We start from the raw sequence: 20,743 nt of genomic DNA, 5'->3' as shown, positions 1-20,743 counted from the left end.
GCGCCCGGCGCAGGAGGGCGTAGGCGACGCCCGGCCGGGAAAGTCACTTACGGGGGGTGCACAGGGGGCATACGACACGCATCGTGCGCCTCCTGTGCGCCCTATGTCGCCACAGAACCTTCCTTCGATAGGCTGTACCTAACCCGCCTGCCGCATATGCCGCGGTACCGCGCCGTCTCCGCGGTCGCGCCCAGGGTTCTGTACGTCGTCGTCATCATCATCGTCCTCGTCATCGAATGTCATTCGACAGTCACGACAGCCACGCAGCTCAAGGAGAGTCATCTAGCGATGGCCGGTCCAGCGTTCCGCGCCGCCGCCGTCAGGGTGCGCGTCCCCGCCACCAGCGCCAATCTCGGTCCGGGCTTCGACGCCCTCGGCCTCGCGCTGGGTCTGTACGACGACGTGGTCGTCCGGGTGGCCGACTCCGGGCTGCACATCGACATCGCGGGTGAGGGCAGCGAGACCCTTCCGCGCGACGAGAAGCACCTCCTCGTCCGTTCCCTGCGCACCGCCTTCGACCTGCTCGGCGGACAGCCGCGCGGCCTGGAGATCGTGTGCGCCAACCGCATTCCGCACGGCCGCGGCCTCGGCTCCTCCTCCGCCGCCATCTGCGCCGGAATCGTCGCCGCGCGCGCGGTGACCATAGGCGGCGAGGCCCGCCTCGACGACGCCGCGCTGCTCGACCTCGCCACCGAGACCGAGGGCCACCCCGACAACGTGGCGGCCTGTCTCCTGGGCGGATTCACCCTCTCCTGGATGGAGTCCGGCGCCGCCCGGGCGATCAGGATGGAGCCCTCCGATTCCATCGTTCCGGTGGTTTTCGTGCCCGGAAAGCCGGTACTGACCCAGACCGCGCGCGGACTGCTCCCGCGCAGCGTCCCGCACGTCGACGCCGCCGCCAACGCCGGCCGCGCCGCGCTGCTCGTCGAGGCCCTCACCCGGCGCCCCGAGCTGCTGCTGCCGGCCACCGAGGACCGCCTGCACCAGGAATACCGCGCACCGGCCATGCCGGAGAGCACGGCGCTGGTGGAACGGCTGCGTGGCGACGGCATCCCCGCGGTGATCTCGGGTGCCGGACCCACGGTGATGGCACTGGCCGACGCCGACACGGCCGACAAGGTCGAGGCGCTGGCCGGTACGGACTGGGCGGCCAACCGGCTCGGCCTGGACCAGCAGGGCGCGACCGTCCTGCCCCTGGCGACCGCCAGCGACACCTGACGCGGACGGTTGCCGGATTTCGAGAGGGGGAATGTTTGTTGGATCCGGTAGTGTTAACCTCAAGTCTGCACCCGACCCCACCATGGCGAGGTGCCTCGTGTCCCCGTCAGGGACAGACATTCTTCCGGGAGCCCCCCAAGCCGCATTCTGCAGTGGATGTCGTACGTGATCAGTACGGCCGACACGGGCATTGAGCGGCCCACCGGTGGGGGTTACCCCCGCTGGGGGAGTTTCGGAACCGGTGCGACCACGCCGCATGACACAGACACCGGGTGCCACGGCTAGGGGAAGCGCCATCACCAGTTATCTCTTCCGCCGTTCAGGCGGACCACCGCCCCGGCACGGTTCACACAGCAAGGACCGAAGCCGGACAGCACAACCGGTCGCCGAGCCAGACAGGCCGACGTCCGCTCCAGGGAAGGACCCTTCGTGAGCGACACCACCGATCTGATGGGCGCACGTGTCGAGGAGACCGCTGCCGCGCCCGCCACGGACGCCTCCGCGCCTGCCACCGGTGCCGGCTCCCGGCGGCGCCGCGGTACCGGCCTCGAGGGCATGGTGCTGGCCGAGCTGCAGCAGGTCGCATCCGGCCTCGGCATCAGGGGCACCGCGCGTATGCGCAAGAGCCAGCTGATCGAGGTCATCAAGGAGGCGCAGGCCGCGGGGGGAGCCCCCGCCAAGGCCGCGCCCGCCGCGGACACCGCCGGCGAGACCAAGCCGAAGCGCCGCAGCACCTCCCGGACCCGTACGGGCGACGAGGCACCCGCCGAGAAGGCGGAGCGGGCGGAGAAGGCCGGCAAGGCCGACAAGGCCGACAAGAAGGCGGACAAGGCGGCCGCCGACAAGGCCGCCGCCCAGCAGCAGATCGAGATCCCCGGTCAGCCGTCTCCCAAGGTCAACGCCTCCGCCGAGCAGGCCGCCCCCGCCGACGACGCCCCCTCCGAGCGCCGTCGTCGCCGGGCCACCTCCGACGCGGGCAGCCCGTCCGCCACCGACACGACGGTGGCCGTCGACACCCGCGCCGAGCCGAAGGCCGACACGTCGGCCCAGCAGCAGTCGCAGGGTCACCAGCAGGGCCAGGGCGACGCCCGTTCCGACGGTGAGGGCGGCGACGGCCGCCGCCGCGACCGCCGTGACCGCGGCGACCGCGGTGACCGTGGCGAGCGCGGCGACCGTGGCGACCGCGGCCGCGACCGGCGCAACAAGGGCGACGACCAGCAGAACCAGGGCGGCGGCCGCCAGGACCGCCAGCAGCAGGGCGGCGGCCGCCAGGACCGTCAGCAGCACGACGACGGTTACGACGACGACGGCAGCGGCCGCCGGGGCCGCCGCGGCCGCTACCGGGACCGCCGGGGCCGTCGCGGGCGCGACGAGATCCAGGAGCCGCAGATCAACGAGGACGACGTCCTCATCCCGGTCGCCGGCATCCTCGACATCCTCGACAACTACGCGTTCATCCGGACCTCCGGCTACCTGCCCGGCCCCAACGACGTGTACGTCTCCCTCGCCCAGGTCCGCAAGAACGGCCTGCGCAAGGGCGACCACCTCACCGGTGCCGTGCGCCAGCCCAAGGAGGGCGAGCGCCGCGAGAAGTTCAACGCGCTGGTGCGCCTGGACTCGGTCAACGGCATGGCGCCCGAACACGGCCGCGGACGGCCGGAGTTCAACAAGCTGACGCCGCTCTACCCGCAGGACCGCCTCCGCCTGGAGTCGGACCCGGGCGTCCTCACCACCCGCATCATCGACCTGGTCGCGCCGATCGGTAAGGGCCAGCGCGGTCTGATCGTGGCCCCGCCGAAGACCGGCAAGACCATGATCATGCAGGCGATCGCCAACGCGATCACGCACAACAACCCCGAGTGCCACCTGATGGTCGTCCTGGTCGACGAGCGTCCCGAAGAGGTCACCGACATGCAGCGGTCGGTGAAGGGCGAGGTCATCTCCTCGACCTTCGACCGCCCGGCCGAGGACCACACCACGGTCGCCGAGCTGGCCATCGAGCGCGCCAAGCGCCTGGTGGAGCTGGGTCACGACGTCGTCGTGCTGCTCGACTCGATCACGCGTCTGGGCCGTGCGTACAACCTCGCCGCCCCGGCCTCCGGCCGCATCCTGTCCGGTGGTGTCGACTCGACCGCCCTGTACCCGCCGAAGCGCTTCTTCGGTGCGGCCCGCAACATCGAGGACGGCGGCTCGCTGACCATCCTCGCCACCGCCCTGGTGGACACCGGGTCCCGCATGGACGAGGTCATCTTCGAGGAGTTCAAGGGCACCGGCAACGCCGAGCTCAAGCTCGACCGGAAGCTCGCCGACAAGCGCATCTTCCCGGCGGTGGACGTGGACGCGTCCGGTACCCGCAAGGAAGAGATCCTGCTCGGCAGCGACGAGCTGGCCATCACCTGGAAGCTGCGCCGTGTGCTGCACGCGCTCGACCAGCAGCAGGCGATCGAACTGCTCCTCGACAAGATGAAGCAGACGAAGTCGAACGCCGAGTTCCTGATGCAGATCCAGAAGACGACCCCGACGCCCGGCAACGGCGACTGAGTCACCGCCGCGCACCTCAGGGGCCGCCTCCGCTTCGGGGGCGGCCCCTTCGTCATGAGTCCATGTCTACGTCCTCCACCTGCGGCCTACGTCCTCCACCTGCGGCCTACGTCCTCCACCTGCGACCTTCGCCACACGGACCGGCCCGGACGGCGTCCCGGCGGGTCCGGGCCGGTGCTCGCGGATGCCCAGGTCAGCGAGGCGGAGCGGCGCAGGCCGGACACGCTCCGTCACCGATTCCCCACCGGGTCGCCACAGACCGTTGTGCAACCCTGTCCCGAGTTCCGCCGTCTGAGCTACGGAGGGACCATGGTGAGGTAGCGGCGCCGACCACCGGAGCCGACCGACCCGACCCTGAGCGCAGGGGGTAACCGACCGGACGAACACCGAGGAGCCCATGTCCGCCGAGAGCACGCCGGATCCCGCGATACCCGGCCCCGGCCAGTCCCGCACCCCAGGCCCCGGCCGCCGGGGCAGGGGCCGCCGCCGCAAGCCCACGGCCAAGCGGCGCAAGGCCCTGCTCGTCGCGGCCTGGAGCGCCGCGGGCATCGTGGTCCTCGGCGGCACCGGAGCCGGAGTCCTGTACTTCAAGCTCAACGGCAACCTCACGAGCGTCGACATCGACCAGGCGCTCGGCGCCGACCGGCCCGAGAAGGCCGACAACGGCTCCGAGAACATCCTGGTCCTCGGCTCCGACACCCGCTCCGGCGGCAACAAGAAGCTCGGCGGCGGCACCGACGACGGCACCGCCCGCTCGGACACGGCGATGATCGTGCACGTCTACAAGGGCCACAAGAAGGCCAGCGTGGTCTCCATCCCGCGCGACACCCTCATCGACCGCCCCGACTGCACCGACACCGACGGCGGCCAGCACCCCGCCGCCGACGGCGTGATGTTCAACTCCGCCTACTCCACCGGCGGCGCCGCCTGCGCCGTGAAGACCGTCGAGTCGATCAGCGGCCTGCGCATGGACCACTATCTGGAGGTCGACTTCAGCGGCTTCCAGCACCTCATCGACGACCTCGGCGGCGTACAGGTCACCACCACCGAGGACATCGAGGACCCCGACAGCCACCTCGACCTCACGGCCGGCACCCACCGGCTCGACGGCGAGCAGGCACTCGGCCTGGTCCGCACCCGGCACGGCGTCGGCGACGGCTCCGACCTGGGCCGCATCCAGCTCCAGCAGGCCTTCGTCAAGGCCCTGGTCGACCAGGTCAAGGACGTCGGCCTGCTCGGCAACCCCAAGAAGCTGTACGACATCGCCGACACCGCCACCAAGACCGTCACCACCGACTCCGACCTGGGCTCGGTGAACTCCCTGATGTCCTTCGCGAGCAGCCTGAAGGGCATCGGCCCGGACAAGATGCACATGGTCACCATGCCGGTCGTCTACGACCCCGCCGACGCCAACCGCGTCCTGGTCGAGAAGGACAAGGCCCAGCAGGTCTGGACGGCCCTGAAGAACGACCGTCCGATCCCGGCGTCGGCCACGCAGGGCACGGCGACCGGTGAGGCCAAGGGCGTCGTCAACACCGGGGAATAGTTCACCCCGCCCCCCGGTTTTGGGGGATGGCCCCAGTCCTGGCAGACTGGTACGTCGGCTCCGGTTCACGCTCCCGCATCCCGCGGCTGCGACCCGGCGCCCTCCCGGAACAGTAGGAGACACCTTGAAGCGCGACATCCACCCCGAGTACGTCGAGACGCAGGTCAGCTGCACCTGTGGCGCGTCGTTCACCACCCGCAGCACGATCGAGAGCGGCACCATCCGCGCCGAGGTCTGCTCCGAGTGCCACCCGTTCTACACGGGCAAGCAGAAGATCCTCGACACCGGTGGCCGCGTGGCCCGCTTCGAGGCCCGCTTCGGCAAGGCTTCCGCCGGCTCCAAGAAGTAGCGAGCCACCAACCGCCGGTCCACGGCCGCATCCCCTCCCCGGGGAGCGCCGGGACCGGCGTTTTTGGTCGCCCGCCTTCCCTATCCCACGCAGTAGCAGGAGCCCAAGATGTTCGAGGCCGTCGAGGAACTCGTCGCCGAGCACGCCGACCTGGAGAAGAAGCTCGCCGACCCGTCGGTCCACTCCGACCAGGCGAACGCGCGCAAGCTGAACAAGCGGTACGCCGAGCTGACCCCGATCGTCGCCACGTTCCGCTCCTGGAAGCAGACCGGCGACGACATGGAGACCGCGCGCGAGTTCGCGGCCGACGACCCCGACTTCGCCGCCGAGGTCAAGGAGCTGGACAAGCAGCGCGACGAGCTCACCGAGAAGCTGCGGCTGCTCCTGGTCCCGCGCGACCCCAGCGACGACAAGGACGTCATCCTCGAGATCAAGGCCGGCGCCGGCGGCGACGAGTCGGCGCTCTTCGCCGGCGACCTGCTGCGCATGTACCTGCGCTACGCCGAGCGGATCGGCTGGAAGACCGAGATCATCGACTCCACCGAGTCCGAGCTGGGCGGCTACAAGGACGTCCAGGTCGCCGTGAAGACCAAGGGCGGCCAGGGCGCCACCGAGCCCGGCCAGGGCGTCTGGGCCCGCCTCAAGTACGAGGGCGGCGTGCACCGCGTGCAGCGCGTCCCCGCGACCGAGTCCCAGGGCCGCATCCACACCTCCGCGGCGGGCGTCCTCGTGACCCCCGAGGCCGAGGAGATCGACGTCGAGATCAACCCGAACGACCTCCGCATCGACGTCTACCGCTCCTCCGGGCCCGGCGGCCAGTCCGTCAACACCACCGACTCCGCCGTGCGCATCACGCACATCCCGACCGGAGTCGTCGCCTCCTGCCAGAACGAGAAGAGCCAGCTGCAGAACAAGGAGCAGGCGATGCGTATCCTGCGCTCCAGGCTGCTCGCGGCGGCGCAGGAGGAGGCGGAGAAGGAGGCCGCGGACGCCCGGCGCAGCCAGGTCCGCACCGTCGACCGCTCCGAGAAGATCCGCACGTACAACTTCCCGGAGAACCGCATCTCGGACCACCGCGTCGGCTTCAAGGCGTACAACCTGGACCAGGTCCTGGACGGCGACCTCGACTCGGTGATCCAGGCCTGCGTCGACGCGGACTCGGCGGCCAAGCTCGCCGCAGCGTAACCGCCCCGTACGACAGCTCGGAGGACCAGCGTGCCGCTACATCACGGGGGGCGACCCCCGAACCCCCGCAGTGTGCTGCTCGCGGAGGTGGCCCAGGCCACCCAGCGGCTGGCCGACGCCGGCGTGCCCTCGCCGCGCACCGACGCGGAGGAGCTCGCCGCGTACCTGCACGGCGTCAAGCGGGGCGAGCTGCACGCCGTGCCGGACGCGGACTTCGACGCCCGGTACTGGGAGGTCGTCGCCCGCCGTGAGGCGCGCGAGCCGCTCCAGCACATCACCGGCCGCGCCTACTTCCGCTACCTGGAGCTCCAGGTCGGCCCCGGCGTCTTCGTGCCCCGCCCCGAGACCGAGTCGGTCGTCGGCTGGGCCATAGACGCGGTGCGCGCCATGGACGTCGTCGAGCCCTGCATCGTCGACCTGTGCACCGGCTCGGGCGCCATCGCGCTCGCCCTCGCCCAGGAGGTGCCGCGCTCGCGCGTACACGCCGTGGAGCTGTCCGAGGACGCCCTCAAGTGGACGCGCAGGAACATGGCGGGGTCCAGGGTCGACCTGCGCCAGGGAGACGCCCTGACGGCCTTCCCGGACCTCGACGGCCAGGTCGACCTGGTGGTCTCCAACCCGCCGTACATCCCGCTCACCGAGTGGGAGTACGTCGCCCCCGAGGCCCGCGACCACGATCCCGAGCTGGCCCTGTTCTCCGGCGAGGACGGCCTCGACCTGATCCGCGGCCTGGAACGCACCGCGCACCGCCTGCTGCGCCCCGGCGGCGTGGTCGTGGTCGAGCACGCCGACACCCAGGGCGGCCAGGTGCCGTGGATCTTCACCGAGGAACGGGGCTGGGCCGACGCGGCCGACCACCCCGACCTCAACAACCGACCTCGTTTCGCGACGGCCCGCAAGGCACTGCCGTGAACACCCCGACGACTCCCACCCCGCAGTACGTGTACGAGGAGGCCAGCTAAATGGCACGGCGTTACGACACCAACGACGCGACCGACCGAGTGACCGGTCTGCGTGAGGCCGCGTCCGCCGTCCGCCGTGGCGAGCTCGTGGTGCTGCCGACGGACACCGTGTACGGCATCGGCGCCGACGCCTTCGCCGCGGAGGCCGTCGGCGACCTGCTGGAGGCCAAGGGGCGGGGCCGCAACATGCCCTCCCCGGTGCTCATCGGCTCGCCGAACACCCTGCACGGCCTGGTCACCGACTTCTCCGAGATGGCCTGGGAGCTGGTCGACGCCTTCTGGCCCGGCGCGCTGACCCTGGTCGCCAAGCACCAGCCGTCCCTCCAGTGGGACCTCGGCGAGACCCGGGGCACGGTCGCCGTCCGCATGCCGCTGCACCCGGTCGCCATCGAGCTGCTCACCGAGGTCGGCCCCATGGCCGTCTCGTCCGCCAACCTGACCGGCCACCCGTCGCCCGAGGACTGCGACGCCGCCCAGCAGATGCTCGGCGACTCCGTCTCCGTCTACCTCGACGGCGGCCCCACGCCCGGCATCGTCCCGTCGTCCATCGTCGACGTCACCCGCGAGGTGCCGGTCCTGCTGCGCGCGGGCGCGCTGTCGGCGGAGGAACTGCGCAAGGTGGTACCCGACCTCGAGGTGGCGAATTGACGGCCCCTGAGACGGGGCGTGGCATAGGCAACGGGGAACGCGCCGCGGAGATCACGACCACGTTCGTCGGCCTCCCGCGCGACAGCTTCCGCATCCTCCACGTCAGCACCGGAAACGTCTGCCGCTCGCCGATCACCGAGCGGCTGACCCGGCACGCGGTGAAGGAGCGGCTCGGCGTGCTGGGCGGCGGCCTGATCGTGGAGAGCGCGGGCACCTGGGGCCACGAGGGCGCGCCCATGGAGGCGAACGCCGAGACGGTCCTCACGGACTTCGGCGCCGACCCCGCCGGCTTCACCGGCCGCGAGCTGCTCGACGAGCACGTGATCCGCGCCGACCTGGTCCTCACCGCGACCCGGGACCACCGGGCCCAGGTCATCTCCATGGGCCACTCCGCGGGCCTGCGCACCTTCACCCTGAAGGAGTTCACCCGCCTGGTGAACGCCATCGACCCGGCGACGCTCCCTCCCCTGGAGGATGGCGTGGTCACCCGCGCCCGCGCCCTGGTCCGCGCCGCCGCCGCTCTACGCGGGTGGCTCCTCGCCCCCACGGTCGAGGCGGACGAGGTCTACGACCCGTACGGCGCCCCGCTGACCTTCTTCCGTTCCGTCGGCGACGAGATACACCAGGCCCTCGACCCGGTGGTGACGGCGCTGACCGGGGTCCCGGCGCGGGCCTGAGGCGCGTCCAGGACGGGGCCCCAGTGCTGACGGCGCTGACGGCGCCGACCGGCGCCGACGGGGGTCCCGGCGCGGATGCGGGGCCCCGCCCCGCGTACGCCGGGCGTCTTCGTCGTGGCGGGCCTACATTGGTGCTACGTCACCGTCGACGCATGCCCGGAGCGCACCATGTCGGTCACCCACGAGATCATCGAGGCCGATGACAGTTCGGTCGGAGTCCTGCTGCGCCAGGATCCCGAGCTGGCCGAGATCCTGTTCGCCGAAGGCCGCCGCCAGTCGACGACCCTGCAGCTGATCGCCGCCGAGAACTTCACGTCGCCCGCCGTGCTCGCCGCCCTCGGCTCACCGCTGGCCAACAAGTACGCCGAGGGCTACCCGGGCGCCCGCCACCACGGCGGCTGCGAGATCGTCGACGTGGCCGAGCGGCTGGCCGCCCGGCGGGCCCAGGCGCTCTTCGGCGCCGAGCACGCCAACGTGCAGTCCCACTCCGGCTCCTCCGCCGTGCTGGCCGCCTACGCCGCGCTGCTGCGCCCCGGCGACACCGTCCTCGCCCTCGGCCTGCCCTACGGCGGCCACCTCACCCACGGCTCACCCGCCAACTTCTCCGGCCGCTGGTTCGACTTCGTCGGCTACGGCGTGGACGCGGAGACCGGGCTGATCGACCACGACCAGGTGCGCACCCTGGCCCGCGCCCGCCGCCCCAAGGCGATCGTCTGCGGCTCCATCGCCTACCCCCGCCACCTCGACTACGCCGCCTTCCGCGACATCGCCGACGAGGTGGGCGCCTACCTCATCGCCGACGCCGCCCACCCGATCGGACTCGTCGCCGGGGGAGCGGCGCCCAGTCCGGTGCCGTACGCCGACATCGTGTGCGCCACCACGCACAAGGTGCTGCGCGGACCCCGCGGCGGCATGATCCTGTGCGGCAGCGAACTGGCGGAACGGGTCGACCGGGCCGTCTTCCCGTTCACCCAGGGCGGGGCCCAGATGCACACCATCGCAGCCAAGGCCGTCGCCTTCGGGGAGGCGGCGACCCCCGCCTTCGCCGCCTACGCCCACCAGGTGGTCGCCAACGCCCGCGCGCTCGCGGCCCACCTGGCCGCCGAGGGCCTGGTCGTCACCACCGGCGGCACCGACACCCACCTGCTCACCGCCGACCCCGCCCCGCTGGGCGTCGACGGGAAGGCCGCACGGGGGCTGCTCGCGGCGGCCGGGATCGTCCTGGACTGCTGCGCACTGCCGCACGCCGACGCCCGCGGGCTGCGCCTGGGCACGGCGGCGGTCACCACCCAGGGCATGGGGGAGCGGGAGATGCGGGCGATGGCCACCCTGGTCGCCGGGGTCTTGCGCGGGACGACGGACCCGGCCGCGGCCCGGGCGGACGTAAGGGACCTGACCGCGGAATTCCCCCCGTACCCGGACTGAGGCCGGGTAGGCGTACAGGCGTACACAGCCACACGTGCAACCATCGTCGATACCCGGAAGTCCTCAACCGTATGCGTCGCATTGCCGTGCGCATCGCTAGGGTGTGAGGTTGAGGATGGCCAGCGAGACCTGTGGGGAAGCCCGTGCGTGAATACCTGCTGACGCTCTGCATCACGGCCGCGGTGACGTATCTGCTGACAGGGCCGGTACGGAAGTTCGCGATCGTGGCGGGGGCGATGCCGGAGATCCGGGCACGTGACGTGCACCGGGAACCCACTCCGCGGCTCGGCGGGATCGCCATGTTCTTCGGGCTGTGCGCCGGCCTGCTGGTCGCCGACCACCTCACCAACCTCAGCGAGGTCTTCGAGAAGTCCAACGAGCCGCGCGCCCTGCTCTCCGGGGCCGCCCTGATCTGGCTGATCGGTGTCCTGGACGACAAGTTCGAGATCGACGCCCTGATCAAGCTCGGCGGCCAGATGATCGCCGCCGGCGTGATGGTGGTGCAGGGTCTGACCATCCTGTGGATCCCGGTGCCGGGCGTCGGCACGGTGGCGCTCACCCAGTGGCAGGGCACCCTGCTGACGGTGGCGCTGGTCGTCATCACCATCAACGCGGTCAACTTCGTGGACGGCCTGGACGGTCTCGCGGCCGGCATGGTGTGCATCGCGGCGGCGGCGTTCTTCATGTACGCCTACCGGATCTGGTACTCGTACGGCATCGAGGCCGCGGCGCCCGCCTCGCTCTTCGCGGTCATCCTCATGGGCATGTGCCTCGGCTTCCTGCCGCACAACATGCACCCCGCCCGGATCTTCATGGGCGACTCCGGCTCCATGCTGATCGGCCTGGTGCTGGCGGCCGGCGCGATCTCCGTGACCGGACAGGTCGACCCCGACCTGATGAACCTGTTCTCCGGGTCGGAGCGCAACTCGGTGCACCAGATGGTGCCGGTCTACATCCCGCTGGTGATGCCGCTGACCATCATCGCCATCCCGGCCGCCGACCTGATCCTGGCCATCGTGCGCCGTACCTGGCGCGGCCAGTCGCCGTTCGCCGCGGACCGCGGGCACCTGCACCACCGCCTGCTGGAGATCGGCCACTCGCACAGCCGCGCGGTGCTGATCATGTACTTCTTCTCGGCGCTGATCGCGTTCGGCGCGCTCGCCTACTCCGTGAACGCGGCGTCGATGTGGATCGTGCTGAGCGTCGTCTTCCTCAGCGCGATCGGTCTGGTGCTGCTCCTGCTGCCGAGGTTCACCCCGCGCGCCCCGCGCTGGGCCGAGGGCCTGGTGCCGCCGCGCTACCGGCGCCGCAAGGCCGCTGCCGCCGAGGAGGGCGGGGCCGGGGCCGGGGACGCGGCGGTCGAGGACGAGGGCGAGGAGCGCGTCCCGGTCACGGTGGGTGTCTCGGGCGTCAACGGGGCGACCGCCGTCGGGCACCGTACGCGGACCCGGTAGGAGCGGCAAAACGCCGCAATACCAGACAAGTTGCTGCCGTGACTGCACAAACGCGCAGGGTCACTCTCACGTGTGACAGCAAGCACACCCAGAGGTAAAGACCTCATCAAATAGTTTGTGATACGGTTCACGAGTATCCCCCGGGTAGAGCCCAAGGACCGTAGTGCGACGGTCTCTTGTAAGTGAGGACCTCGTCCGGCTCGGGGCTACGCTCGTCCATGACGACACCTGCCCCCTGTGTGTTGAAAGCGGAGTTGCCGCCATGCCGTCCAATGACGTCCGGATCCTGCTTCAGGCTGCCGTGCCCGCGGCTGCCGTCGGCGCTGTAGCCGCCGTCGTCAGCGCCGTGGTCGCCGGCGGCAAAGGGGCGGTCGGAGCCGTCGTCGCGGCCGTGCTCGCGATGCTCTTCATGGGGATCGGCCTCTACGTCCTGCAGCGCACCGCCAAATCGCTTCCGCACCTTTTCCAGGCGATGGGCCTGATGCTCTACGCGGCACAGATCCTGCTGCTGTTCGTCTTCCTCGCCGCGTTCAAGAACACGACGCTGTTCAACCCCCGGTCCTTCGCCGTCAGTCTGCTCGTCGTCACGCTCGCGTGGATCGCCGCGCAGACGCGGGCGCACATGAAGGCCAAGGTTCTCTACGTCGAGCCCGAACCGTCGGGCGAAAAGCCTGAAAAGACGGGCCACTCGTCGTGAGGGGTAGGGCCGGGATAAAGAGGCATGTGAAGTCCTGCTATCGTCCGGTGCCAACTGCGGCATCGCGGGCGCGGGCATCTCGGCTGACGCCTGCTGAATCGCGAGGCGAGATGCCCCACAGCCGCCCCCACACCCGTAACACCAGTCCCGTGCCGAACAGCGGCCCCGCGCCGCGCCGACACAACGAGGTTGCCGTATCCATGCGCCACGCTGAAGGAGCCCGCGGTGAGTGCTGACCCGACGCAGGTGCTCGCCTTCGAGACCGACTGCCACATCTTCGACGGTTGTGGTTTCCCTTCTCCCGGCCTGCACTCGTTCCTGTTCGAGCCCCTGTGGGGCGACCACGACAGCAACTTGTACTTCAACAAGCCGATGCTGCTGGCGCTGCTGGGGTCGATCGTCATCGTCGGGTTCTTCTGGGCGGCCTTCCGCAAGCCGAAGGTCGTTCCCGGCAAGCTCCAGATGGTCGCCGAGGCGGGTTACGACTTCATCCGGCGCGGAGTCGTCTACGAGACCATCGGCAAGAAGGAAGGCGAGAAGTACGTCCCGCTCGTCGTCTCGCTCTTCTTCTTCGTCTGGATGATGAACCTCTGGTCGATCATTCCGGTCGCCCAGTTCCCGGTCACCTCGATCATCGCCTACCCGGCGGTGCTCGCCCTGATCGTCTACGTCACCTGGATCACGCTGACCTTCAAGCGTCAGGGATTCGTCGGGTTCTTCAAGAACGTCACCGGCTACGACAAGTCGCTCGGCCCGGTGCTGCCGCTGGCCATGCTGATCGAGTTCTTCTCGAACATCCTGATCCGGCCCTTCACCCACGCCGTGCGACTCTTCGCGAACATGTTCGCGGGTCACACCCTGCTGCTCCTGTTCACGATCGCCAGCTGGTACCTGCTGAACGGCGTCGGCATCGCCTACGCGGGCGTCTCGTTCATCATGACCGTGGTGATGACCGCCTTCGAGCTGTTCATCCAGGCTCTGCAGGCGTACGTGTTCGTCCTGCTGACGTGCACCTACATCCAGGGCGCCATGGCCGAGCACCACTGAGCAAGCGCGCCCAGACCTCTCACAGTCGTCCGGTGGCCAACCCCCACCGGTCCGTAAAGAAAAGGAAGAACTGGCATGTCCCAGACCCTTGCTGCCGTCGAAGGTTCCCTCGGTTCCATCGGTTACGGCCTCGCTGCCATCGGCCCCGGCGTCGGCGTCGGCATCATCTTCGGCAACGGCACCCAGGCCATGGCCCGTCAGCCCGAGGCGGCCGGCCTGATCCGCGCCAACCAGATCCTGGGCTTCGCCTTCTGTGAGGCGCTCGCCCTGATCGGTCTGGTCATGCCGTTCGTCTACGGCTACTGATCGCTGATCCCAGACCAGCCGACTAGACGAAAGGCAAACCCATGAGCCCGATGCTCCAGATCGCGGCCGAGGAGATGGAAAATCCCCTCATCCCGCCGATCCCCGAGCTCGTCATCGGCCTGATCGCCTTCGTCATCGTCTTCGGCTTCCTCGCCAAGAAGCTCCTCCCGAACATCAACAAGGTTCTGGAAGAGCGTCGCGAGGCCATCGAGGGCGGTATCGAGAAGGCCGAGGCCGCGCAGACCGAGGCCCAGAGCGTCCTCGAGCAGTACAAGGCCCAGCTCGCCGAGGCCCGGCACGAGGCCGCGCGACTGCGCCAGGAGGCGCAGGAGCAGGGCGCCACGCTCATCGCCGAGATGCGCGCGGAAGGCCAGCGGCAGCGTGAGGAGATCATCGCCGCCGGTCACGCCCAGATCCAGGCCGACCGCAAGGCCGCCGCGTCCGCGCTGCGCCAGGACGTCGGCAAGCTGGCCACCGAGCTGGCCGGCAAGCTGGTCGGCGAGTCCCTCGAGGACCACGCCCGCCAGAGCCGTGTGATCGACCGCTTCCTGGACGAGCTGGACGACAAGGCGACGACGGCAGAGGCAACCCGATGAGTGGGATGCACGGAGCGAGCCGCGAGGCCCTGGCCGCCGCACGCGAGCGTCTCGACGCGCTGACGGACTCCACGTCCGTGGACGCCGGCTCGCTCGCCGACGAGCTGGCCGCCGTCACCGCGCTGCTCCACCGCGAGGTGTCGCTGCGTCGGGTCCTCACCGACCCGGCGCAGTCGGGCGAGGCCAAGGCCGAGCTCGCCCAGCGCCTCCTCGGCACCCAGGTCAGCGGCACCGCCGTCGACCTGGTGGCCGGCACGGTGCGCTCCCGCTGGTCGCAGTCCCGCGACCTGGTGGACGCGCTGGAGGAGCTGGCGAACACCGCCGACCTCACCGCCGCCCAGAAGCGGGGCCGGCTCGACAACGTCGAGGACGAGCTGTTCCGGTTCGGCCGGATCATCTCCTCCAGCACCGAGCTGCGCGCCGCGCTCACCAGCCGGTCGGCCACCACCGCGGCCAAGAGCGAGCTGCTGCGCGGCCTGCTCGGCGGCCGGGCGGAGGGGACCACCGAGCGTCTGGTGACGCGCCTTGTCACCGCGCCGCGGGGACGTAGCCTGGAGTCGGGACTCGAGTCCCTGTCCAAGCTCGCCGCCGACCGGCGGGACCGGATGGTCGCCGTGGTCACCTCGGCGGTGCCGCTGAGCGACACGCAGAAGCAGCGCCTCGGCGCGGCCCTCGCGAAGGTCTACGGCCGTCCGATGCACCTGAACCTCGACGTGGACCCCGAGGTCGTCGGCGGAATCCGGGTGCAGGTCGGTGACGAGGTCATCAACGGCTCCATCGCGGACCGTCTGGAGGACGCCGGCCGCCGGCTGGCGAGCTGACGCCCGCGCGCGACAACAGCAGAAGCAGCAACAGAGCAGTAGCAGTAACAGAGCAGTAGCAGTAGCAGTACGTACTTACGACGGCCCTGGTTGGGCCGTGCAGAGGATTCACCTCTCATTGGGGGGAGTCCCGACTCGTGGAATACCCCCCAAGTGAAACTTCGGGCCCAACAAGGAGAGCAGGGAACTCAGATGGCGGAGCTCACGATCCGGCCGGAGGAGATCCGGGACGCACTGGAGAACTTCGTCCAGTCGTACAAGCCGGACGCGGCCTCGCGCGAGGAGGTCGGTACGGTCACCCTTGCCGGCGACGGCATCGCGAAGGTCGAGGGCCTGCCCTCGGCCATGGCCAACGAACTGCTGAAGTTCGAGGACGGCACCCTCGGCCTCGCCCTCAACCTCGAGGAGCGCGAGATCGGTTGCGTCGTCCTCGGTGAGTTCAGCGGCATCGAGGAGGGGCAGCCGGTCTCGCGTACCGGTGAGGTCCTCTCCGTGGCCGTCGGCGAGGGCTACCTCGGCCGCGTCGTCGACCCCCTCGGCAACCCGATCGACGGCCTCGGCGAGATCGAGACCTCCGGTCGCCGCGCCCTCGAACTGCAGGCCCCCACGGTCATGCAGCGCAAGTCGGTGCACGAGCCGATGGAGACGGGCTACAAGGCCGTCGACGCCATGACCCCGATCGGCCGCGGTCAGCGTCAGCTGATCATCGGCGACCGTCAGACCGGCAAGACCGCCCTGGCCGTCGACACGATCATCAACCAGCGCGACAACTGGCGCACCGGCGACCCGAACAAGCAGGTCCGCTGCATCTACGTCGCCATCGGCCAGAAGGGCTCCACCATCGCGTCCGTGCGCGGCGCGCTGGAGGAGAACGGCGCGCTGGAGTACACGACCATCGTGGCCGCCCCGGCGTCCGACCCGGCCGGCTTCAAGTACCTGGCGCCGTACACCGGCTCGGCCATCGGCCAGCAGTGGATGTACGAGGGCAAGCACGTCCTGATCATCTTCGACGACCTGTCGAAGCAGGCCGACGCCTACCGCGCCGTGTCGCTGCTGCTGCGCCGCCCGCCGGGCCGCGAGGCCTACCCGGGTGACGTCTTCTACCTGCACTCCCGTCTGCTGGAGCGCTGCGCGAAGCTCAACGACGCCGAGGGCGCCGGGTCGATGACCGGTCTGCCGATCGTCGAGACCAAGGCCAACGACGTGTCGGCGTTCATCCCGACCAACGTCATCTCGATCACCGACGGCCAGTGCTTCCTGGAGTCCGACCTGTTCAACGCCGGTCAGCGTCCGGCCCTGAACGTCGGTATCTCGGTCTCCCGCGTCGGTGGCTCCGCCCAGCACAAGGCCATGAAGCAGGTCTCCGGCCGCCTCCGCGTCGACCTCGCCCAGTTCCGTGAGCTGGAGGCGTTCGCCGCCTTCGGTTCCGACCTGGACGCCGCGTCGAAGTCGCAGCTGGAGCGCGGTCAGCGGATGGTCGAGCTGCTGAAGCAGGACCAGTACCAGCCGATGGCCACCGAGGACCAGGTCGTCTCCGTCTGGGCCGGCACCACCGGCAAGATGGACGAGGTGCCCGTCGCCGACATCCGCCGCTTCGAGAAGGAGCTGCTCGAGTACCTGCACCGCCAGGAGCAGGGCCTCATGACCTCCATCCGCGAGGGCGGCAAGATGTCCGACGACACCCTGCAGGCCGTCGCCGAGGCCATCACGGCGTTCAAGAAGCAGTTCGAGACGAGCGACGGCAAGCTGCTCGGCGAGGACGCCCCGTCCGCCGCCAAGTGACGTAAGGAAGGGACCTGACTCATGGGAGCCCAGCTCCGGGTCTACAAGCGTCGCATCCGATCCGTCACCGCGACCAAGAAGATCACCAAGGCGATGGAGATGATCGCCGCCTCGCGCGTCGTCAAGGCGCAGCGCAAGGTGGCGGCCTCCACGCCGTACGCGCGGGAGCTCACCCGCGCGGTCACGGCGGTCGGTACCGGGTCGAACACGAAGCACCCGCTCACCACGGAGGCGGACAGCCCGAGCCGTGCCGCGGTCCTGCTCTGCACGAGCGACCGCGGTCTGGCCGGCGCCTTCAACTCCAACGCCATCAAGGCGGCGGAGCAGCTGACCGAGCGCCTCGAGCGTGCGGGCCGCCAGGTCGACACGTACATCGTCGGCCGCCGCGGTCTGGCCCACTACAACTTCCGCGAGCGCAAGGTCGCGGAGTCGTTCGCGGGCTTCACCGACGAGCCGACGTACGCGGACGCCAAGAAGGTCGCGGCGCCGCTGATCGAGGCCATCGAGAAGGACACGGCGGAGGGCGGCGTGGACGAGCTCCACATCGTCTACACCGAGTTCGTCTCGATGATGACGCAGACGGCGGTCGACTCCCGGCTGCTGCCGCTGAGCCTCGACGAGGTGGCCGAAGAGTCCGGTGCGAAGGACGAGATCCTTCCGCTGTACGACTTCGAGCCGTCGGCCGAGGACGTCCTCGACGCCCTGCTGCCGCGCTACGTCGAAAGCCGCATCTACAACGCGCTGCTGCAGTCGGCCGCCTCCAAGCACGCCGCCACCCGGCGCGCGATGAAGTCGGCCACCGACAACGCGGGCGAGCTGATCAACACGCTCTCCCGTCTTGCCAACGCGGCCCGCCAGGCCGAAATCACCCAGGAAATCAGCGAGATCGTCGGTGGCTCCAGTGCCCTGGCCGACGCGAACGCGGGGAGTGACAACTAATGACCACCACTGTTGAGACCGCGACGGCCACGGGCCGCGTCGCCCGGGTCATCGGCCCGGTCGTCGACGTGGAGTTCCCCGTCGACGCGATGCCGGAGATCTACAACGCGCTGCACGTAGAGGTCGCCGACCCGGCCAAGGAGGGTGAGCTCAAGACGCTGACCCTCGAGGTCGCCCAGCACCTCGGTGACGGCCTGGTCCGCACCATCTCCATGCAGCCCACCGACGGCCTGGTCCGCCAGGCCCCGGTGACCGACACGGGTTCGGCCATCTCCGTCCCCGTCGGCGACTTCACCAAGGGCAAGGTGTTCAACACCCTCGGTGAGGTGCTGAACGTCGACGAGAGCTACGACGGTGAGCGCTGGCCGATCCACCGCAAGGCGCCCAACTTCGACGAGCTCGAGTCGAAGACCGAGATGTTCGAGACCGGCGTCAAGGTCATCGACCTGCTGACCCCGTACGTCAAGGGCGGCAAGATCGGTCTGTTCGGCGGTGCCGGCGTCGGCAAGACGGTGCTCATCCAGGAGATGATCTACCGCGTCGCCAACAACCACGACGGTGTCTCCGTGTTCGCCGGTGTCGGTGAGCGCACCCGTGAGGGCAACGACCTCATCGACGAGATGAGCGAGTCCGGCGTCATCGACAAGACCGCGCTGGTCTTCGGTCAGATGGACGAGCCGCCGGGCACCCGGCTGCGTGTCGCGCTGGCCGGCCTGACCATGGCCGAGTACTTCCGCGACGTCCAGAAGCAGGACGTGCTGTTCTTCATCGACAACATCTTCCGCTTCACCCAGGCGGGCTCCGAGGTGTCGACCCTGCTCGGCCGCATGCCCTCCGCGGTGGGCTACCAGCCGAACCTGGCCGACGAGATGGGTCTCCTCCAGGAGCGCATCACCTCGACCCGCGGTCACTCGATCACCTCGATGCAGGCGATCTACGTCCCCGCGGACGACCTGACCGACCCGGCCCCGGCCACCACCTTCGCCCACCTCGACGCGACGACGGTGCTCTCCCGTCCGATCTCCGAGAAGGGCATCTACCCGGCCGTGGACCCGCTGGACTCGACGTCCCGCATCCTCGACCCGCGGTACATCGCGGCGGACCACTACCAGGCCGCGATGCGCGTGAAGAACATCCTGCAGAAGTACAAGGACCTGCAGGACATCATCGCGATCCTCGGTATCGACGAGCTGGGCGAAGAGGACAAGCTCGTCGTCCACCGCGCCCGTCGCGTGGAGCGCTTCCTGTCCCAGAACACCCACGTCGCCAAGCAGTTCACCGGCGTCGACGGGTCGGACGTCCCGCTGGACGAGTCGATCGCGGCCTTCAACGCGATCTGCGACGGCGAGTACGACCACTTCCCGGAGCAGGCGTTCTTCATGTGCGGTGGCATCGAGGACCTGAAGAACAACGCCAAGGAGCTGGGCGTCTCCTGAGCCTCGGCTCGCGGTGAGCCGCACGGCACACCATCCGGAGGGGGCGGGCGCGTCCCGTCCCCTCCGGCACGCCCCTTAGACTTGTAACCAACACCCGGCTCTCCCGCCGGGTGGTGACCCGAGGAGCCACCTTGGCTGCTGAGCTGCACGTCGCGCTGGTCGCGGCCGACCGAGAGGTCTGGTCCGGCGAGGCCACCCTGGTCGTCGCGCGCACCACGTCCGGCGACATCGGCGTCATGCCCGGTCACCAGCCGCTGCTCGGTGTGCTGGAGTCGGGCCCGGTGACCATTCGTACGAGTGACGGCGGGACGGTCGTCGCCGCGGTGCACGGCGGTTTCATCTCGTTCGCCGACAACAAGCTGTCGCTGCTGGCCGAGATCGCCGAGCTGTCGGACGAGATCGACGTCCACCGCGCCGAGCGCAAGCTCGAGCGCGCGAAGGCGGAGGGCGACGCCCACGCCGAGCGCCGCGCGGACGTCCGACTGCGCGCGGCGGCGGGACGCTGATCCACAGCACAGTGCGATAGCGTCGTGCCATGACGTCACTCAGCCGCGGCTGGGACCGGAGCCATCCGGACCCGGCCGCGGCTGAGGCAGATCCGGGTGTTTTTTCCGTTCCGTTACCTAGGAGACGAGGAGGTCGGTGTCGATGGCCCTCGCTCTGACTGTGTGCGGAATCGTGGTGGCCGTGGTGGTGATCGGCCTCTTCGTCTTCGGTCTGCGCCGCCGGCTGATCCAGCGCTCGGGCGGCACCTTCGACTGCTCCCTGCGCTGGGACGCCCCCAAGGAGGGCGACACCACCGACGGCAAGGGCTGGGCCTACGGAGTGGCCCGCTACAACGGCGACCGGGTCGAGTGGTACCGCGTCTTCTCGTACTCCCCGCGTCCGCGCCGCGTCCTTGAGCGCTCCGCGATCGAGGTGGCCGGCCGCCGGCTGCCGGACGGCGAGGAGGAGCTGGCGTTGCTCTCCGACGCCGTGGTCCTGGCCTGTCTGCACCGGGGCACCCGGCTCGAACTGGCGATGAGCGAAGACGCGCTGACCGGATTTCTCGCGTGGCTGGAAGCAGCCCCGCCCGGTCAGCGCGTCAATGTCGCTTAGCTCTTCTTGCAGTTGT

Annotated in this window: 20 protein-coding genes; all 20 read left to right on the top strand. The window is 69.8% G+C overall.

What is annotated here, in order from left to right; translation table 11 throughout:
* Window positions 1-288 precede the first annotated feature (288 nt).
* A complete protein-coding gene (gene thrB / locus ACFV9J_RS29565; protein ID WP_385359037.1) occupies window positions 289-1,218 on the top strand; it encodes a homoserine kinase in 930 nt (309 codons plus the stop codon).
* Window positions 1,219-1,647: 429 nt separating this feature from the next.
* On the top strand, window positions 1,648-3,759 hold the full coding sequence (rho, locus tag ACFV9J_RS29560) for a transcription termination factor Rho (RefSeq protein ID WP_385359035.1): 2,112 nt from the start codon (window positions 1,648-1,650) through the stop codon (window positions 3,757-3,759).
* 397 nt (window positions 3,760-4,156) lie between these two features.
* Complete coding sequence (locus ACFV9J_RS29555) at window positions 4,157-5,305, top strand: LCP family protein (RefSeq protein WP_385359034.1); 1,149 nt, start codon at window positions 4,157-4,159, stop codon at window positions 5,303-5,305.
* 124 nt (window positions 5,306-5,429) lie between these two features.
* Window positions 5,430-5,654 carry a 50S ribosomal protein L31 gene (gene rpmE / locus ACFV9J_RS29550; RefSeq protein ID WP_003973638.1) on the top strand — a complete coding sequence of 75 codons (225 nt, stop codon included), beginning with the start codon at window positions 5,430-5,432 and terminating at the stop codon, window positions 5,652-5,654.
* Between the two features lie 108 nt (window positions 5,655-5,762).
* Window positions 5,763-6,839 (top strand): peptide chain release factor 1, encoded by a 1,077-nt coding sequence (gene prfA / locus ACFV9J_RS29545; RefSeq protein WP_003973637.1) that lies wholly within the window; start codon window positions 5,763-5,765, stop codon window positions 6,837-6,839.
* A 72-nt stretch (window positions 6,840-6,911) separates the two neighbouring features.
* A complete protein-coding gene (prmC, locus tag ACFV9J_RS29540) occupies window positions 6,912-7,751 on the top strand; it encodes a peptide chain release factor N(5)-glutamine methyltransferase (protein WP_385359031.1) in 840 nt (279 codons plus the stop codon).
* 50 nt (window positions 7,752-7,801) lie between these two features.
* Window positions 7,802-8,449, top strand: coding sequence for an L-threonylcarbamoyladenylate synthase (locus ACFV9J_RS29535; RefSeq protein ID WP_385359029.1), 648 nt, complete (start codon window positions 7,802-7,804; stop codon window positions 8,447-8,449).
* Window positions 8,446-9,126 (top strand): protein-tyrosine-phosphatase, encoded by a 681-nt coding sequence (locus ACFV9J_RS29530; protein WP_385359027.1) that lies wholly within the window; start codon window positions 8,446-8,448, stop codon window positions 9,124-9,126. Before ACFV9J_RS29535 ends, ACFV9J_RS29530 begins: the two co-directional genes overlap by 4 nt.
* 168 nt (window positions 9,127-9,294) lie before the next feature.
* Complete coding sequence (glyA, locus tag ACFV9J_RS29525) at window positions 9,295-10,551, top strand: serine hydroxymethyltransferase (RefSeq protein ID WP_385359119.1); 1,257 nt, start codon at window positions 9,295-9,297, stop codon at window positions 10,549-10,551.
* A gap of 143 nt (window positions 10,552-10,694) precedes the next feature.
* Window positions 10,695-12,005 carry an MraY family glycosyltransferase gene (locus ACFV9J_RS29520; RefSeq protein ID WP_385359024.1) on the top strand — a complete coding sequence of 437 codons (1,311 nt, stop codon included), beginning with the start codon at window positions 10,695-10,697 and terminating at the stop codon, window positions 12,003-12,005.
* A gap of 262 nt (window positions 12,006-12,267) precedes the next feature.
* On the top strand, window positions 12,268-12,702 hold the full coding sequence (locus ACFV9J_RS29515; RefSeq protein WP_385359022.1) for a hypothetical protein: 435 nt from the start codon (window positions 12,268-12,270) through the stop codon (window positions 12,700-12,702).
* Between the two features lie 225 nt (window positions 12,703-12,927).
* Complete coding sequence (atpB, locus tag ACFV9J_RS29510) at window positions 12,928-13,749, top strand: F0F1 ATP synthase subunit A (RefSeq protein WP_109033445.1); 822 nt, start codon at window positions 12,928-12,930, stop codon at window positions 13,747-13,749.
* Window positions 13,750-13,824: 75 nt separating this feature from the next.
* Complete coding sequence (atpE, locus tag ACFV9J_RS29505; protein ID WP_003973629.1) at window positions 13,825-14,055, top strand: ATP synthase F0 subunit C; 231 nt, start codon at window positions 13,825-13,827, stop codon at window positions 14,053-14,055.
* 41 nt (window positions 14,056-14,096) lie between these two features.
* Window positions 14,097-14,651 (top strand): F0F1 ATP synthase subunit B, encoded by a 555-nt coding sequence (locus ACFV9J_RS29500; protein WP_011030209.1) that lies wholly within the window; start codon window positions 14,097-14,099, stop codon window positions 14,649-14,651.
* 5 nt (window positions 14,652-14,656) lie between these two features.
* Window positions 14,657-15,472, top strand: coding sequence for a F0F1 ATP synthase subunit delta (locus ACFV9J_RS29495; RefSeq protein WP_385359117.1), 816 nt, complete (start codon window positions 14,657-14,659; stop codon window positions 15,470-15,472).
* Window positions 15,473-15,664: 192 nt separating this feature from the next.
* On the top strand, window positions 15,665-17,254 hold the full coding sequence (gene atpA / locus ACFV9J_RS29490) for a F0F1 ATP synthase subunit alpha (protein ID WP_385359020.1): 1,590 nt from the start codon (window positions 15,665-15,667) through the stop codon (window positions 17,252-17,254).
* Window positions 17,255-17,275: 21 nt separating this feature from the next.
* Window positions 17,276-18,193 carry a F0F1 ATP synthase subunit gamma gene (locus ACFV9J_RS29485; protein WP_385359018.1) on the top strand — a complete coding sequence of 306 codons (918 nt, stop codon included), beginning with the start codon at window positions 17,276-17,278 and terminating at the stop codon, window positions 18,191-18,193.
* The gene (gene atpD, locus ACFV9J_RS29480) at window positions 18,193-19,629 is read left to right on the top strand and encodes a F0F1 ATP synthase subunit beta (protein WP_385359015.1); all 1,437 of its coding nucleotides are present in this window, start codon (window positions 18,193-18,195) and stop codon (window positions 19,627-19,629) included. Before ACFV9J_RS29485 ends, atpD begins: the two co-directional genes overlap by 1 nt.
* Before the next feature lie 131 nt (window positions 19,630-19,760).
* On the top strand, window positions 19,761-20,135 hold the full coding sequence (locus tag ACFV9J_RS29475) for a F0F1 ATP synthase subunit epsilon (RefSeq protein ID WP_104631686.1): 375 nt from the start codon (window positions 19,761-19,763) through the stop codon (window positions 20,133-20,135).
* 142 nt (window positions 20,136-20,277) lie between these two features.
* Entirely contained in the window at window positions 20,278-20,727 is a 450-nt protein-coding gene (locus tag ACFV9J_RS29470; RefSeq protein WP_030187280.1) for a DUF2550 domain-containing protein, read from the top strand.
* Window positions 20,728-20,743 lie beyond the last annotated feature (16 nt).

This window comes from Streptomyces sp. NPDC059906 (genome assembly GCF_042730645.1).
GTDB classification, from domain to species: Bacteria; Actinomycetota; Actinomycetes; order Streptomycetales; family Streptomycetaceae; genus Streptomyces; species Streptomyces rubrogriseus.
This window is presented reverse-complemented; position numbering and strand designations above follow the sequence as displayed.